This is a genomic window from Methanogenium sp. S4BF (assembly GCF_029633965.1).
Classification (GTDB): domain Archaea; phylum Halobacteriota; class Methanomicrobia; order Methanomicrobiales; family Methanomicrobiaceae; genus Methanogenium.
Window position 1 is genome coordinate 1,569,032 of record NZ_CP091277.1, and the last position, 16,758, is coordinate 1,585,789.

At 55.5% G+C, this 16,758-nt stretch carries 15 protein-coding genes; 4 read left to right on the top strand and 11 right to left on the bottom strand.

Annotated features, from left to right (window positions below; genetic code table 11):
* Positions 1-158: 158 nt before the first annotated feature.
* Positions 159-1,520: a condensation protein gene (locus L1S32_RS07550; RefSeq protein ID WP_278154410.1), complete on the bottom strand. Its 1,362-nt coding sequence runs from the start codon at positions 1,518-1,520 to the stop codon at positions 159-161.
* Positions 1,521-1,742: 222 nt separating this feature from the next.
* On the opposite strand from L1S32_RS07550, the gene L1S32_RS07555 reads away from it, so the two are divergent.
* A complete protein-coding gene (locus L1S32_RS07555; protein ID WP_278154411.1) occupies positions 1,743-3,317 on the top strand; it encodes a hypothetical protein in 1,575 nt (524 codons plus the stop codon).
* On the opposite strand, the gene L1S32_RS07560 is transcribed toward L1S32_RS07555, so the two are convergent.
* Positions 3,312-3,716 carry a hypothetical protein gene (locus tag L1S32_RS07560; protein ID WP_278154412.1) on the bottom strand — a complete coding sequence of 135 codons (405 nt, stop codon included), beginning with the start codon at positions 3,714-3,716 and terminating at the stop codon, positions 3,312-3,314. The genes L1S32_RS07555 and L1S32_RS07560 overlap by 6 nt on opposite strands.
* A 123-nt stretch (positions 3,717-3,839) precedes the next feature.
* On the opposite strand from L1S32_RS07560, the gene L1S32_RS07565 reads away from it, so the two are divergent.
* Positions 3,840-5,261 carry a hypothetical protein gene (locus tag L1S32_RS07565; RefSeq protein WP_278154413.1) on the top strand — a complete coding sequence of 474 codons (1,422 nt, stop codon included), beginning with the start codon at positions 3,840-3,842 and terminating at the stop codon, positions 5,259-5,261.
* Positions 5,262-5,385: 124 nt separating this feature from the next.
* Here L1S32_RS07565 and trpA read toward each other — a convergent pair whose 3' ends face one another.
* Genes trpA through L1S32_RS07600 form a run of 7 tightly spaced genes read right to left on the bottom strand, consistent with a single transcriptional unit; the run spans position 5,386 to position 11,696 of the window.
* Entirely contained in the window at positions 5,386-6,186 is an 801-nt protein-coding gene (gene trpA / locus L1S32_RS07570; RefSeq protein WP_278154414.1) for a tryptophan synthase subunit alpha, read from the bottom strand.
* A complete protein-coding gene (trpB, locus tag L1S32_RS07575) occupies positions 6,173-7,339 on the bottom strand; it encodes a tryptophan synthase subunit beta (RefSeq protein ID WP_278154415.1) in 1,167 nt (388 codons plus the stop codon). The genes trpA and trpB overlap by 14 nt, the downstream gene beginning before the upstream one ends.
* Positions 7,336-7,905: a phosphoribosylanthranilate isomerase gene (locus L1S32_RS07580; protein WP_278154416.1), complete on the bottom strand. Its 570-nt coding sequence runs from the start codon at positions 7,903-7,905 to the stop codon at positions 7,336-7,338. The genes trpB and L1S32_RS07580 overlap by 4 nt, the downstream gene beginning before the upstream one ends.
* Positions 7,896-8,642 (bottom strand): indole-3-glycerol-phosphate synthase, encoded by a 747-nt coding sequence (locus L1S32_RS07585; protein ID WP_278154417.1) that lies wholly within the window; start codon positions 8,640-8,642, stop codon positions 7,896-7,898. The genes L1S32_RS07580 and L1S32_RS07585 overlap by 10 nt, the downstream gene beginning before the upstream one ends.
* The gene (gene trpD, locus L1S32_RS07590; protein WP_278154418.1) at positions 8,639-9,661 is read right to left on the bottom strand and encodes an anthranilate phosphoribosyltransferase; all 1,023 of its coding nucleotides are present in this window, start codon (positions 9,659-9,661) and stop codon (positions 8,639-8,641) included. Before trpD ends, L1S32_RS07585 begins: the two co-directional genes overlap by 4 nt.
* Positions 9,652-10,227, bottom strand: a complete 576-nt coding sequence (locus L1S32_RS07595; RefSeq protein ID WP_278154419.1) for an aminodeoxychorismate/anthranilate synthase component II — start codon at positions 10,225-10,227, stop codon at positions 9,652-9,654. The genes trpD and L1S32_RS07595 overlap by 10 nt, the downstream gene beginning before the upstream one ends.
* Complete coding sequence (locus L1S32_RS07600; RefSeq protein ID WP_278154420.1) at positions 10,224-11,696, bottom strand: chorismate-binding protein; 1,473 nt, start codon at positions 11,694-11,696, stop codon at positions 10,224-10,226. The genes L1S32_RS07595 and L1S32_RS07600 overlap by 4 nt, the downstream gene beginning before the upstream one ends.
* Before the next feature lie 264 nt (positions 11,697-11,960).
* On the opposite strand from L1S32_RS07600, the gene L1S32_RS07605 reads away from it, so the two are divergent.
* Both L1S32_RS07605 and L1S32_RS07610 read left to right on the top strand, forming a co-directional pair.
* Complete coding sequence (locus tag L1S32_RS07605; RefSeq protein ID WP_278154421.1) at positions 11,961-12,689, top strand: ABC transporter ATP-binding protein; 729 nt, start codon at positions 11,961-11,963, stop codon at positions 12,687-12,689.
* Positions 12,690-12,723: 34 nt separating this feature from the next.
* Entirely contained in the window at positions 12,724-14,088 is a 1,365-nt protein-coding gene (locus tag L1S32_RS07610; protein WP_278154422.1) for a hypothetical protein, read from the top strand.
* A 174-nt stretch (positions 14,089-14,262) separates the two neighbouring features.
* Here the strand turns inward: L1S32_RS07610 and L1S32_RS07615 are convergent, their stop codons facing one another.
* Together L1S32_RS07615 and serS are read right to left on the bottom strand one after the other, a co-directional pair.
* Entirely contained in the window at positions 14,263-15,108 is an 846-nt protein-coding gene (locus L1S32_RS07615) for a class I SAM-dependent methyltransferase (protein WP_278154423.1), read from the bottom strand.
* 246 nt (positions 15,109-15,354) lie between these two features.
* Complete coding sequence (gene serS / locus L1S32_RS07620; RefSeq protein ID WP_278154424.1) at positions 15,355-16,632, bottom strand: serine--tRNA ligase; 1,278 nt, start codon at positions 16,630-16,632, stop codon at positions 15,355-15,357.
* Positions 16,633-16,758: the final 126 nt, after the last annotated feature.

Sequence of the window (16,758 nt, forward strand, 5' to 3'; positions counted from 1 at the left end):
CCGGTATCCTCCGACTCTGTATGAAAAGCGAATAGCGATATACATTCTTTGTTTTGCGCCGTTTCCAGGGAGTATACCACTCTATCACGAATATTCAGACCATCCCAATCTTCAGTTCCTGTAATTCTGCCAGGAATAATCCATTCGATTCAGTCGTCTTACGGCAAATACCACTCCACCAACGCCAGAAACTCCTCAACCGTCTCCCGTGAATACGGCCCCTCTTCATAGGCCGTGACAATCGTCATCGCATCACGGAAGGTGGAGAGGGCCATGAGAAATCCGTATGGCCAGCAGACACAGGGGAGGAGGCAGACATCCCGGAGACGGAGGGGGTGCCCGTTGATTCCTTCAGGCGGGAGGAAGTCCTCCTCCCTGAATATTCCAATATTTGAGAATACCGGGTTCTTCTGCCCGGTCGTTTCATATCCCTGCATCATCGCATCAAAAAACTGCCGGACCGCAGGCATCCCGCCCGCACAGATCTCCTCGTAGAAGAGGATGCACCCAAGCCCCATTGCAAGGCCCTCCGCCTTCCGTTTCTTCGTCACCGCCGTCACCTGACAGATGGCATCCTCCAGCCGTGCGTCTTCTCCGGCGGTGACGGTGACCTCATAGGCGACCGAGAGGTTCATGGGCAGACTGGCTCCGGTTTCATCGGCGGCGTATGCAGCGGCCGGACAGCCTGCAGCACCTGACAGAGCAAGCGGGCGGCGAAGATCCGCTGAGGTCAGAAGGGACCGGGGCTGGTCAGGGTCAGCGGGGTTGTTCCGGACTTTTTGGAATGCGAGGAAGAAGGCACCGATCATGATGTCGTTTATTGTCGCGCCGTGCCGTTTCCCGAATGCCTTGGCCCGCCCGAGACGCTCAGGTGAAAGGGTCCGGGACGAAATCCTGGGCGTCCCCCTCCCCGTTCGTTCGGCGGGGAACCGCCACCGATCCACAAAGGGCTCCTCGCTATCGCGGGCCGCCTGCATCTCCTCTGCGGTGAACCGGGCAAGAACCGGACCAGTAGTCCGGTCATACCACCCGGCGGGGGCGGGCCGGAAGTCCGGGTCCTGTTCGAGCTCGCCATATACCCGGAAAAGCTGGCGTGCCAGATCCCGGAGGCCGCCTGCGTCAGAGAAGCCGTGATGGCAGGTGACCGTGACCCGATCGCCCCCCATCTCACGTGACAGGCTTACCCGCAGCTGCGGCCCGTTCCGGACGTCAAGAGGTGCCGGAGGACACTCCGGAGGCATCGGAGTGACATCACCGTTTCCGGGCGGCGGACATTCAAAGGCCCGCCCCCACTCCCCTTCGGAAATCTCCTCCCAGCGGGGCATCCCGTTTTCTTCCGCAAACCGTGACCGGAGATACGGGTTCGCTTCAAGCAGGCGCATGGTGGCTGTCTGCAGAACCGTTTCGTCGAGGTGCCCGTCAAACGCAAAGACAAGGTGCATCGTCGGGTCATAGATGCGCTCAAAATAGACATTGAAGAGGTCAAAGGCGGGTGCCGGACGGCCGGGGGGAAGCGTCATATCAGAGGATATTTTTCTCCTGAAGGGATATGTGCTTTCACCTGCGGTTTCACGTTATATCAGGGGATAGCCGGAATCGGATAGCGAAATCGATACCGGTTCCGATTCGGGCACCGGACCCGGTGAACGAAGATGAATGATGCGAAAATATCCGTCGTACGAGTAACTATTTCGTGAACTGCGCTGTACTCTCAGTATGAAACGGCACTCTGCAGGTGAAATATGACTGACAGAAGCCCCGTCCTCAGGGACGCCGCAATCGGTATCGGTGCCGGAATCGTCATCACCGGGCTCATCCATCTCTTCCCGGAAGGATGGATGCACCTTTCCTCATATAACCAGACCCTCCTCGGGATGGGAATCATCCATATGTATGCATCTCTTCTGCTGGTGCTCTTCTTTGCCGGATGCATGATTCCCTTCGTGCTTCATACGGATGCCCGGCAACCGATCATCCTGCATGCCGCCCTGACCGGCATCATCGCAGCAGGCGTGGCCCGCGTCCTGCCGTTCATCGGAAAGCCTGTATACATTCTCTCGTCGCTTCTCTCAACAATGCCGCAACTGTTCGTAATCCTTGCCTGCGGAATGCTTGTCTCCGCCTCCGGCGGATGTGTTGCCTCAGCTATCAGGAGGGAGGAGGAGGGAAAAACTGCATCCCTGGTTCCGGTAGCAGTTGCAATTATCGCAGTGATCGTCCTTCCGCCGCTTCTTGCCGCTGCAGGCGTATATACGGCCATCATCTCCCCGGCCCCCTATACCGGCGGTTCACCGGGGCAATCGACCGACCTGCGGTTACTGAAACTCTCCCCTGACGGCAGTCCGGAGTGGGAGGAGACGGTGGACATCAGCACCTATGACGGGCCAGATGCCCTCGCCGAATTTCCGGACGGATATCTCCTGACGGCAACAGAATACAGCCAGGAATACAACACCATTCATCTGATCCGGCTGGACGGGGATGGCAACCACACCCGTTTGTCTGCTATCCAATCCGGATTTAGCCCGGTCACATCCATCGTCCCCACACCGGACGGCGGATTTCTCCTTGCAACAGAAACGCCGGAGATCATGCACATCACGACCACGGGAGAAGTCCTCTGGACGAGACCACTTTCAACCGGAAGCCAGGGACAGGGACCTGTCTCCCTTCTGGCCCGTGATGACGGCACCTTCGTTGCCGCGTGGACAAACCGGACCGCCTGTCTGGATGCAAACGGGACCATCCTCTGGGATGTATCCCCCGACACAATAGGGAGCGGACCATCCTTCGCCGTCCTTACGGAGGCTGATAATGGCGGCGTTCTGGTCTGCACGGAAGGGAAGCACATCAAGGCCGATAATCAATATACGGTTTATCCGGTTGCTGTCCGCCTCGATGCAGACGGTACCATTCAGTGGGAAAAATCCTTCGGCAACGGGAACACCGACACCGTTTTGGGCACCTGGCAGAACGAAAACGGACATACTATCCTCTATCGTACCACCACATTCCCAAAAGATCTCTGGGGCAACGTTGTGCAGGCATACACCAGTCACCTCATCAGCCTGAGTGACGATGGAGCCGTAACCGGATTGCAGGAAGTCCCGGATACCGGCGGAGATGTGATCCCGTCACCATCCGGAGGATACCTCTCCCCTGACACCGGGGAGACCACCATCACCGGCACCGCATATGATACGGGGGGACAGGTAATCTGGACAGAGGAATACGACATACAGGCGAATCCCTACTCTCTCCGGGGCATCGGAACAGCAGACGGCGGATATCTCATCGCCGTCTCCTCCCCCTCATGAGATCCCGGAGAGAAACAGCAGAATCCACAGGGCAGCAAGAGGCAGAGCCAGAATCCGCGGAAGGCTCTCCTTTTTTGAAGCCATCCATCCGATCAGCCCGAGACAGAGAGGCAGGATCAGATGATACCCTGAAAACCTGAGCAGATATGCCATATCCATGGGATACGTTGCAAAGCCCGGAGAGAAAAGAATCAGGAGAAGCAAAAACACGTATGAGAAAGTGCCTGCAAGGAATGCCCGGATTGCATCACCGGTCAGATACCCGAACAGCATGGCTCCTGAGGGATACCCGAAGAGCATAATGACAGCGAGAACCGGGTACACATACAGTGCAGCGGTGAGAATCGCAAAGCCGAGAAGGTAGAGGACCAGAAGAACGTTTTTTCTTTCAGGACTCATCTGGTCATACCGCTCTCTCATGGGAGAGGGATTTCATCTTCTCCGCCATGAAGGTTTGCCGGGAGTACCCGTCTCTCCGATGCATCCCAACCTTTACCATACCGGACAGGAAAATCCCTGTCTATGGGCCACAGGATCCGGGGATGCGATACGTCCGCCATCTTTGTGAAAGCGGGAGCACTGATCCGCAACCGGATGAAGGGCGTCGCAGCATTCTGCCTTATTCTTTCATTGATATTCTGCGCCGGATGCATCACAGAAGACCGCGGGGCACAGATGCCAAAAGATGCCGTGAACGGGACACAGTTTTCCGGCTGGTCGCAGTACCCGTCCATCTCCGGCGACGGAAGTATGGTCGCCTTTGTCACCGGTGCCGACGACCCGGAGCGGCCGTTCATGCAGTATCCGGCAGACATCCGAATACGCAGTCAGGAGACAGGCCAACTCATCAGCGTCAAAGAGGCTGCGGCACTCCCGGAGAAATACGCCATATTCACCTATCCCTCGCTCTCCGGTGATGGCAGATACTGTGCCTTTGAAACAGCATCCCGCATCTCACAATCAGATTACGTCTCAGGAAAAACCGGCCTCTACGGGATCTTTGTCTTCGACGCACAGACCGGGGAAACCGCCTGTGTCTCGGTGGCCTCCGACGGCACCCAGGGAAATGCCCGGTCGGAACACCCCGTCATCTCAGACGACGGCCGCTATGTCACCTTCTCCTCATGGGCAACCAATCTGGTGGAGAATGATACGAATGCCGTCGCGGATGTCTTCGTTCACGACCGGCAGACAGGAGAGACCACCTGCATCACCGGAGGAGACGGACTTTCCGGCCCGTCCTCCATCTCCGGCGACGGACGTGTGGTTGTCCTCGCGTCCACGGCATCTGACCTGGTGCAGGGCGACACCAATGGCGAGACCGATATCTTCACGTACAACCGCCTGACAGGTGTCACCGTCCGTGTTTCTGTCTCTTCAGACGGCACGGAGGGAAACGGCTCCTCTGTCAGCCCGGATATTTCAACAGACGGCAGATTTGTCTCATTCCGGTCATGGGCCTCCAATCTGGCGGAGGGCGACACCAACGGCGTGGATGATGTCTTTGTGCACGACTGCCTCACAAACGAGACCACCCGTGTGAGGGATGCAACACCCGGCACCTTTGAGCTGGGGTGGTCACGTTCACCTCCGCTCTCCGGGGATGGGCGGTATGCAGCATTTGAATCTGCTGCCGAAACCCTGGCTGCGGGAGACACGAACCGGATGGAGGATGTCTTCGTCTGTGACACCAAGACCGGACAGACAACACTTATATCGGTCGCTTCTGACGGGTCACCCGGGAACGGGAACTCAAATGCCCCTGACCTCTCCCGTGACGGCCGCCATGTGGTCTTTGTATCTGAGGCATCCAGTCTGGTGGAGGGCGATGAGAACGGATATGCCGATGTGTTTGTACATGACCGGGAGACGGGCAGAACCACCATGATATCCTGCTATCCGGACAACAGAACTCCGGTTCTGCCGAGGGAGCAGACCACGTGAAAAACCGTACCTGCAGAGAATAATTGCCCCCATGCCGGGCAGGAACGGTCCTGATTCCCGGCGGGTATCCGGTGTCCGGTAAGGGGGCAAAAAAAAAACAGCGGGGAGAGGGCGAGGAGGAGGGCTACCGGACACGGCCGGCATCCACCACCGCTGCCTTCATGCGGGCGATGTAGTCCGAGAGTGCCTCTTGCATCCCCTCAGCATCACCGGCGTGCCTCTCGATTATTTCCACAATGGCGCTGCCGACAATTACCCCGTCCACCCCGGCCGCCACTGCCTGCCGGGCGTGCGTTTCTGTCGCGATACCAAAGCCGAGGGCAAGCGGCATCGTGGTCTCTTCCCGGACCCCCTGTATCAGGGGAAGGGCGGTATCCGAGAGCGTGGTCCGTTTCCCGGTCACCCCCGAGAGGGAGACCAGATACAGAAAGCCGCCGGCCATATCTGCAATCCGTTTCACCCGCTCAGAGGGAGTGGTCGGCGTCACGGTAAATATCGGTGCAATCCCGGTCTCTTTTGCATGCTCCATCACCAGATCCGCCTCTTCCACCGGCATATCAACGATCAAAATCCCGTCTACGCCGGCCTCTTTTGCTTCCCGATAGAAGCGTGCGGGCCCACGGGAACAGACCGTGTTGCAGTAGACCAGCAGGACAACAGGCACATCCGATTCCTTCCGGACGTCCCGCACCAGTGCAAAGGCCGCATCGGTCGTTGCACCGGCAGCAAGCGCCCGTTCATCGGCCCGCTGGATAACCGGACCGTCACCCACCGGATCAGAGAACGGGATACCCAGCTCAAGGATGTCTGCCCCGGCCCGGATGAGGGTCTTTGCCACCGCATGCGAGGTTTCCACGTCAGGATCGCCTGCCACCGCAAAGGCGATGAACGCCGGCTGTTTAAAGGTTTCTTCAAATCTGTTCATGCACTACCTCCCGTGAGATATCCTTGTCACCCCTCCCCGAGAGGTTGACGATGACAATATCGTCTTTTTCGAACCGGCCCTGCTCTCTCATGAGATAGGCCACCGCATGCGACGACTCAAGGGCCGGCACGATACCCTCCCTGCGTGAGAGGTAGCGGAAAGCCCGCAGAACAGCATCGTCACGAACGCTCTCATACCGCACCCGGCCGGTATCTTTGAGCATGCTGTGCTCCGGCCCGACTGCCGGGTAGTCAAGGCCCGCCGCAACCGAGTATGTGTCAATGACCTGCCCGTCATCATCCTGAAGCAGGTAGGAGAGGGCGCCGTGCAAAATCCCCGGCCGCCCCGCTTCAAGCGATGCGCCGTGTTCGCCGGGTTCATTCCCTCTGCCACCGGCTTCCACACCGGTGAGTGCCACATTGTCCTTCAGGAAGGGATGGAACATGCCGATGGCATTGGATCCGCCGCCCACGCAGGCGATAATCTCATCGGGGAGGCAGCCCTCCCGTTCAAGCACCTGTGCACGGGCCTCTTTTCCGATAACCGTCTGGAAATCCCGGACCATCTCCGGGTACGGGTGCGGGCCGACGACCGACCCGAGGATATAGGCCGAATCCTCACTGCTGGCCGCCCATTCCCGCATCGCCTCATTGACCGCATCCTTCAGGGTCGCCGTCCCCCCCGTAACCGGAATGACCTTCGCCCCTAAGAGTTCCATCCGGAATACATTGAGCTGCTGGCGTCTGCAGTCCGTCTCTCCCATATACACCTCCACCGGGAGGTCAAGCACGGCACCCGCAATGGCTGTCGCGACACCGTGCTGGCCCGCTCCGGTCTCGGCAATCAGCCGTTTTTTGCCCATATGACGGGCAAGAAGGGCCTGTCCGAGGGTATTGTTGAGTTTATGCGCCCCGCTGTGAAGGAGGTCTTCGCGTTTGAGATAGACTTTGCATCCCATATCTGCTGAGACATTCCTGCAGAAGGTCAGGGGAGTCTCCCTCCCGGCATACTCCTTCAGGTAGAATGCAAGCTCATCCCTGAACTCGCTCGTCGAGCAGACGGAGCCATACCCCTCCTCAAGCGCCGTTACGGCAGCCATCAGGGTTTCCGGCACAAACTGCCCGCCGTACGGGCCAAACCGCCCTTTGCTCATGCATGCCTCCTGCACGCACTGACAAACGCACGCACCAGACGGGGATCCTTTATCCCGGGCCGGCTCTCGACGCCTGATGCCACATCAAGGGCATAGGGGCCGAGGGCGGCGGCCGCCCCGACATTCTCCGGGGAGAGGCCTCCGGCAAGGACAACCGGAAGAGAGGAGCTCTCCAGCACCTGCCGGGCGAACTCCCGCTCAAACGGCCGTCCTTTTCCCCTGCTTGCATCGATTACGAGTGCATCGCAGGGATGGGACGTCTTCTCACCGGGAGCAACCATGCGCAGAACTCTTGCACGGGTGCGGGGGAGGGAGACATCTGCTCCCACCTGCACCGCCGCAGGACTGAGGGAAAGTATCTCATCAATCTCCTCGGCATTCTCTGTCGCGGTCACACAGACCCCGGTGGTAAACGGGCCGAGCGCGTCAAGAATCTCTCCTGCACACTCCACGGCTACTGAACGCGGAGAGTCGCTGAAAACAACGATGCCCACCGCATCTGCTCCGGCATCTTCTGCCAGACGGGCATCCTCAGTCGAGGTCACCCCACATATCTTTATGCGCATACTAATTCCTCCAGCATCATCTTCGGGTCTTTTGCTGACATGAGTGCCGTCCCGGTCAGGAAGGCGTCAGCATGGGGGGCAAGCCGCCGGATATCCTCCGGCCCGCGAATCCCGCTCATCGAGACAACAATTCTGCCGGCATTCCGCAGGGGCCCTGCCAGTGCAGCCGTTGTCCCCGGAATGACCTCCAGTGTCCGGAGGTCACGATTGTTTATTCCGATTATTTCCGCACCGGATGCAAGCGCCATTGCTGCTTCAGCCGGTGTGTGCACCTCAACAAGGGGTTCGAGGCCCGCTGCATACGCGGCACAGACAAACTCACCGAGGCGCCCTTTCAGAAGACCGGCGATCAAAAGCACGGCATCGGCTCCGAGGGCCCGGGTTTCCTGAATCTGGCGGATATCGATGATGAAATCCTTTCTCAGCACCGGGAGGGAGACAGCGCTCTTTACCGCTGCAATATCTTCCGGCCGACCGCCAAAGAATGCGGGTTCGGTGAGGACCGAAAGGGCTGCACAGCCCCCCTTCCGGTATGCTTCTGCGATTTCTCCCGGGTCCGTTCGTTCCCGGATCATACCCTCTGAAGGGGAGGAGAACTTGATCTCTGCGATCACCGCACGCCTGTCCTGCACAGAGGTAATGGCCTCCTTCAGGCTCAGCGGACAGTCCATCTCCGTGGCCGCTTCGGGCTCCCTGATGCGAAGCTGAGTCGCCCGGATAATGTCATCCAGTATCATTGCGCCTCTCCGGTCATGCCAATCAGGGACTCAAGTTTTCCCAGGGCCCGCCCTGAGTCAATCGCATCTTCCGCACGGCGGATACCTGCTTCCAGCGAATGCGCCTCTCCGCCGATGCAGATGGCAGCCCCGGCATTCATGAGCACGATATCGCGTGCCGGCCCCTCGCTGCCTCTGAGCACATCCATGAGCATTTCTGCATTCCGCTCTGCATCGCCTCCCCTGAGTGCAGCCGGGCTGGCCTCAGGAATGCCGAAGTCACGGCACCGGATCTCATAGCATTCTGTGGTCCCGTTCTTCAGTTCAGAGATCCGTGTGACCCCGGTCGTTGTGATCTCATCCAGCCCGTCGCCATGGACGACCATCGCCCGCTCTGTGCCCAGGGTATTCAGTACTTCGGCAACCGTTCCGGTGAGTTCGGGGCGATAGACCCCAACGAGCTGGGCCTGGGCCCCGGCCGGGTTTGCGAGCGGTCCAAGGATGTTGAAGATGCTGCGTGTCCCGATCTCTCTTCTCGGTCCGGCAACCGTTTTCATGGCCGGATGGTGGAGGGGTGCATACAGAAATCCGATGCCAATCTCTTCGATGATGCGGCATGTCCGCTCAGGCGGTATGGTAAGGCAGACACCGACCCGCTCCAGCAGGTCCGCCGAACCGCACCGGCTGCTCACACTCCTGTTGCCGTGTTTGACGACCGGGACACCGGCACCGGCGGCCACAAACGCGGCTGCCGTGCTGATATTAAACGTGCCCCGCATGTCCCCGCCGGTCCCACAGGTGTCAACGAGCGTGCCTTTCACCTGCGGCCGGATGGATGCGGCATGCTCCCTGAGCACGCCCGCACAGGCGGCAATCTCAGCTGTGGTCTCTCCCTTCATGCTCAGTGCGGTCAACAATGCCCCGATCTGCGCATCCGTGGCATCACCGGTCATCATCAGATCCATGGCAGAGGCCGCCTCATCTGTGGTAAGATTGGTATGAGCCGTCGCCTTTGCAATTGCAAGCTGCATCACCGGCATCCACTCCCCAGGAAGTTCTCCATCATATGGAGACCATGTTCTGTGAGGATGCTCTCCGGGTGAAACTGGATGCCTTCTATCGGATAATCGCGGTGGCGGACTCCCATGACATAGCCGTCATCGCAGCTGACCGCGGTCACTGCCAGTTCATCGGGAAGGGTCGCTTTGTCCACGATGAGCGAGTGATACCGGGTCGCGGTAAACGGGTTCTCAATCCCGGAGAAGATTCCGGCCCGGTCATGTGATATGAGAGATGTCATCCCGTGCATCAGATTCTGTGCCCGTACGATTTCCCCCCCAAAACTCTGGCAGATGGCCTGATGCCCAAGGCAGACACCAAGTGTCGGAATGTCCCGTGAGAAGGTCGTGAGCGCATGGAGACAGAGCCCGGATTCCTCGGGACGCCCGGGACCGGGGGAGAGGATGACCCGCTCGACATCCCGGAGACGAAGCGTATCAGCCGATACATCATTCTGTACGACCACCGGCTCTGCACCGAGACGGCCGATCATCTGGCAGAGGTTGTAGGTGAAACTGTCGTAGCAGTCAATAACAAGCACCTTCATGATCGCTCCTCCGCCATTTTGATGGCCGCAAGCATGGCTCCGGCTTTTATGGTGGTCTCGGCAAATTCCGTTTCCGGCACTGAGTCTGCAACAATCCCGGCCCCCGACTGGACCGAGGCCTTCCCGTCCTCAATGATAACCGTCCGGATGGCAATCGCAAGATTCAGGTCCCCGTTCAGCCCGAGGTAGCCTGCCGCCCCTGCGTAGATGCCTCGTTTTTCGTTCTCCAGCTCATCGATAATCTGCATGGCACGTATCTTCGGGGCACCGGAGACGGTCCCTGCCGGAAAACAGGAAATAAAGGCATCAAACCGGTCACAGTCCCCCCTGAGTTCGCCGCTCACCCGTGAGACAATATGCTGGACATGGGAGAACTTCTCGACTGCCATGAAGGTTTCCGGGGCAACCGAGCCATAGGTGCAGACCCTGCCCAGATCATTTCTGGCCAGATCGACAAGCATCAGATGTTCCGCACATTCCTTTCGGTCAGCGAGGAGATCCTGCGCCAATTCAATGTCCTCTTCACCGTTTCGTCCCCGTGGACGGGTGCCGGCGATGGGGACGGTTGTGACGGTGCGTCCCTCCACCCGCACCAGCATCTCCGGGCTGGAGCCGATAATCTGCCGCTTCCCGAAGTCGAGGAAATACATGTAATTGCTCGGGTTTACTTCCCTGAGGGCTGAATACAGGGCGATGGGTGGCGCCGTAAAGTCACAGGTCAGCCTCCGCGAGATGACGGCCTGGAGAATCTCACCTGCATGGACATACTCCCGTGCCTGCGCCACCTGCTCTTCAAATGCCTCCTGTGTAAGGTTCGGGGCGGGACGTATCTCAGCGGGCGTCCCGGTGTTATTCTTCTGCCCTGCAGGTTTCTGGACCAGCTCCCTGATTCGCCGTTCCGCATTCCGGTATTCCTCTGCAGGAACTGAATCTTCCGTGATCAGCGGGTAACTGAAAAGGTAGCTGATATTTTCAGTATGGTCGGTGACAATGCTTTCACGGGTGAGCATAAACTCAGCCAGCGGCGTCACGGCATCTGCCGGATGAGACGGAGTAATCCGGCTGTACAGTGAGTAGACGAGGTCATAGGCAAAGTATCCGGCAAAGCACCCGGTAAATTCCGGCGTGTTCTCTGCGTATACCGTAAAGGCATCAACAATGGAACGGACGATATCCACCGGTGTTCTGCCGGCCGCCACCCGCCGTGCAGAGGCGACATACTGCTCGTCGCCAGCCAGACCGACATCCTCTCCGACGGATATGGTCAGCACGGGATCGATGCCCATCACCGAGTGCCGTGCATCCCGCCTCTGCCTGTCGAGGGATTCAAGAATAAATGCATATTCACCCGCAGGAATGAAACCTTCCGGCAGGATTGTACAGAGGGGGATTATCGCGGGCTTTGTGCAGTATTCTGCAATCGTTTCAAATTTTTCCAATGATATGTTCAGTGTTATTGCGGTTTCCATTCCACCGGCATCACCTATGCACATATTTGCACACCATTGTATAAATATGCAGTACAGGAGACAACACTGCGAAGACCATATACATCACTTCAGAAGGAATGAGCACGTTTTGCAGAGAGCACCACCAATGCTTCTGCCAGAATACCACCCGAAATGCGGCATTATGCGGCATTATGCGGCATACAATTTTAACATTTCCCAAATGCGGTTATCACTACATATATATTGCATTTAATCAGAAAACTACCATTATCGGAGTTTTTCATGCCGTCTGCCATCACAACCGATATCATAACAAAATGTTTTGGAGACCTGAGGGCCGTTGATTCGGTCAGCCTCTCTGTCGAAAAAGGCAGCCTCTTCGGGCTTCTGGGGCAGAACGGTTCGGGAAAGACAACGATGATTAAGATGCTCACCGGGCAGATGAAGCCATCTTCCGGAACAGCAAGGGTGCTTGGCATCGACCCTTCCACCGCACCTGTTGCAGTCAGACAGGCGGTCGGCATCATCCCGGAACAGGAGACGCCCCCCAGTTTTCTCACCTCAGAAGAATATCTGGCCTTTGTCGGAAAGATACGAAATATCGAGGACATTGAAGAAAAATCACAATGGTGGTTTGATTACCTTGATTTCGGAGACAAACGAGACGTCCTGTGCAAGGATCTCTCACGGGGAACACGCCAGAAGCTGATGTTTGCCCAGGCATTTCTTCATACTCCTGAACTTGCGCTGATTGACGAACCCCTGATTAACCTCGATCCTGTCATGCAGCGAAAGGTGAAGCATTTTTTAACAGATTACGTCCGTTCCGGCAAAACCATCTTTTTATCCACCCATATCCTTGAAATTGCAGAAGATATCTGTTCAGACTTTGCCATTCTCCATAAAGGGAACCTGCTGCATGCAGGAACAGTGAGGGAACTTACAGACAAACACATTCATCTGGATGATTTTTTCATGGATCTTGTCGAACGAGGGCACATGGATGTTTGAACTTTTTACCACCATGTTCAAAGAAGAATGGAGGATGCATTCAACGCTGTTTGGCAGCCTGAATTTTGCCCTCTTTCCGGTGCTCATCTTTGGAATCGCCTTTATGGGGGCATTCCTGATCCCCCTGATTGGTACCATGATGGACCTGTCCATACTGGTAATCGCGATGCACGCAAACTTTGCCCTTCTGGGGATCATGGTCGGCTCATTCGGCCTGATGGGAAAAGAGATCATGAACCGGCGGTTCGGGCAGGCAAGCCTGATTGCTTATTCTGCACGCAGCCTTCCGGTCTCAGAAAAACGATTGTTTCTGAATTTCGTTGTCAAAGACATCGTCTATTACTTCATCCTCTGGGTGATGCCATTTTGTTTAGGATTTATCCTGGCAGCACCGCTTCTCGGGATGAGTCTGCATTATCCGCTTCTCGCCCTTTTGACACTCACCCTCTCGTTTCTCACCGGCCTGTGTGCAGTGTTTCTGCTATCGGCGGGATATTCCCGAAGCAAGGCAGCGTTTGCAGTTGTCATTGCAATCACGGCGGCATCGGCGGCTCTGTTCGTATTCGGGTTTAACGGAGGGGTGACTGCACTTTTCCCACCGCTCACAGTCTTTTATTCATTCTCGGCTGAAACCCTTGCAGTATCCGTGGGAGTAATTCTCACGCTGTTTGCCCTCTCGATGATCTTTTTCACCTCCGATTACCAGAGTGCGGAGAAGCACTACAAAAACCGGCACACCCCGCTCTCGCGAAATCTTGCCGGACTGCCTGCACATGATCTGGTTGCAAAGGATTTCATCGATCTCTACCGGAGCGGTATCGGAATCGGCCAGACCCTGTTCTCATTTCTTCTGCCGCTGGGCCTGATCTGGCTTATTCTTTCGGTCATGGGGGGATTTCTTCCGCAGGAAAAGCTGCTATTCATTTTTGCGGTGGTAACAGGCGTCATATCCTCGACGATGTATACATGGCTGACCGAATTTGATGCGATTGCGTCGTACATGTTCCTGCCCCTTCAGATATCGTCGGTGATAAAGGCAAAGATTGAGTCATTTACCGTCCTGCAGGCACTTCCCGTCATATTTCTGATCTGCGTTGCACTTTCTTCCGGGACTGCTGCATTCATCCCGCATGCGCTGCTTTTATCCCTTACCACCTCATTTTTTGCACTCTCGGTCATGGTCCGGTTCTGTGGACTCTCTCCTTCCACCCTGATTTATAATGTCAGGATCTTTCTGACCTACCTGCTTCTGATCGGCCCGCCGATACTGGTACTCATTACCCTTGCATTCATCAGTCCGCTCTTTGCGTTTGCAGGCATCCTTCTCCTGATTCCCGCATGGCACCTCATGCACAGCGGGTTTCAGAAATGGGACAATACAGACTTTACAGGGTTCTAACCCACCATTTCAGCATTTTTCGTTCTGTCCGGGGAACACACTCCTGAAGAATACCATGCCTGGGAACAGGGATTCTCCGAAATGATATTCTAAAAACCTGCCAGTAAAAATCAATGCTGTTGCATCGAACAGAAAAGAGGAAAAAGAGATTGAATTACCTCTCCCCAAAAGTTCTCACGTACCCTTGGATGCCGTATAGAATGTCACTGCATCCCCGCTTTGGAATTCTTCAGGGGACAACAGGTTTTCATGGCAGATTATGCCTGAAAAACCCTTATCCTCCAATATGGGCAGTAAATCAGAATAGGTGTAATAATGAGTCCAGAAACGATAGACCTGATATTCATCCGGTTCGGAACAGACAACTGTCTGGCTGAGAATCACATTCTCCGACTCATAATGAAATGATTCGGATAATGCCATGTACGGCCTGTTTTTCCAGAAACCGGAATCAGTAACTTCCCAGGTCTTTGCATGGATGTTCATTATCTCAGGAGTCTTTGCGTTCATGGTATCAAAAATAAAAACCCCTCCGGGTTTTAATGCAGCATACACATTTTCAAGAAGCCGGGATCTTTCATCAGGAAGGAGCACATCAAAGTCACAAAAGATCATTACAACAAGATCAAATTTCTCCTTAAAGCTGATATCAAGGTAATTCTGGCAAATGTATGTAATATGTGAATTATTCTCAGCAGTTTTCTCTTTTGCATATTCAATCGAGCGTTTTGAGAGATCAACACCGGTAACTCTGTGCCCTTTTTCTGCGAAAATCTCACAGTATAACCCTGGCCCGCATCCAAGATCCAGAATGTCGGCATTCTCTTTTCCCAACTGCTCTAAAATCCAGCTAACAGTTTTCGTGATTGCAGGCCTCTTTCTGCTTGCAAGATCCGATTCCTGACTTAAATGAGTCTTAAGAAGGAATTTTGAGATGTGTTCATCATCCCACATCACGGCATTTCCTTTTTCGTATAGTATTGGTCTTTTTGTTATTGAGCGAAGGTTTTCCACATTCATTTTTAATCCCCGATTGTCACAATTACGTCCAAATTATCGTTCATATTTATTTCCGGATTTACTCCTGCAAACAGGTCATTCATACTGGTATTCTCATTAAGGATTAAAAATTGATTCAACAGAGGGAAATCTCAGTAATTCCCAGCATTTTCTCTTCCTATCGCAATAAAGGAGAGACCAGGGTGAAACTCAGAGCGAAAGTTACTATTGAAAAATATTCGGGAACCGGCGCCACAAAAAAAAGTATTACAGGGTTTCTGCGCCGTTCATATAGGGGCGCAGCACTTCAGGAATGACAACCGTGCCGTCCTCTTCCTGGTAATTTTCCATAATCGCCCGGATGGTGCGGGTGGTTGCAACTGCGGTGCTGTTGAGGGTATGGACGAAGTTTTTGGTCTCGAAGTCATGGGCGTCCCGTGCCCGGATATTGAGCCGCACCGACTGGTATGCCGTACAGTTGGAGCAGGACACAAGCTCGCGGTAGGTATTCTCGCGGGGCATCCAGACCTCGATGTCGTACTTCTTTGCAGCTACGGTTCCGATATCCCCGGTGCAGATGTCAACCACCCGGTACGGAAGGCCGAGCATCTGGAAGATATCCTCTGCGTTTTTCAGGAGTTCGTCAAGCAGACCCCATGAATCCTCGGGTTTGCAGTAGATGAACTGCTCGACCTTGTTGAACTGATGAACCCGGAAGAGACCCCGCGTGTCAAGCCCGTGGGATCCGATTTCACGCCGGAAGCAGGGGCTTACCCCGGCAAACTTGAGCGGGAGATCTTTCTCCTCGAAGATCTCGTTCATGTACATCGCGGCCATCGGGTGCTCGCTGGTGGCAATCAGGAACTCGTCCTCGCCGTCAATCGCATACATCACATTCTCAAAATCCGCGAGATCGGTGACACCCTCATATGCGGCCCGGTTCATCATATAGGGCGGGATGACCGGGGTATAGCCACGTTCGCAAAGGAGATCAAGGGCAAAGCGCTGGAGGGCCAGGTCCATGAGCGCCAGATTGCCTTTCAGCATGTAAAAGCCGGAGCCGGATATTTTGGCTGCCCGCTCAAACTCTGCAAGGCCCTTTTCGACCGCAAGTTCACCGTGGTTTTTCATCTCAAAAGAAGGAACAAGAGGTTCACCCCAGGTTTTCGCCTCGACGTTTTCCGAGTCGTCGCATCCCACGGGAACACTCTCATGAAGGATGTTGGGAATCCGCATCTGGTAGAAGCGCAGTTTCTGGTTTATCTCCTCAAGTGCCGCCTCATCTTCCTTAATCTTTGCAGGAAGGGATTTTGCCTCTTCAAGGAGCGCTGTCACATCCTGTTTTGCCTTCTTTGCTTCCTTTATTTCCCGGCTGATGATATTGCGCCGGTTTCGCATGACATTGATCTCGATCTGCATCTCACGCGACCGGATATCCTTCTCCAGCAGATCGTCGATCCAGGCAAGCTTTTCGGCATCGCCCCTCTTGGTGAGATCCGCCCTGACGACGTCCGGGTTGTTTCGTATAAATTTTAATTCGAGCATAACTTCTTGTCATGTATGCCCATCATAGGGGATTATTGTTACGAGCATTCGTTTCTGACACCCATCCTGCGATGGAGTTATCCATCGTATTCCGACAGGAGGGGGCGCCAGTAAGGGCAGTGTCCG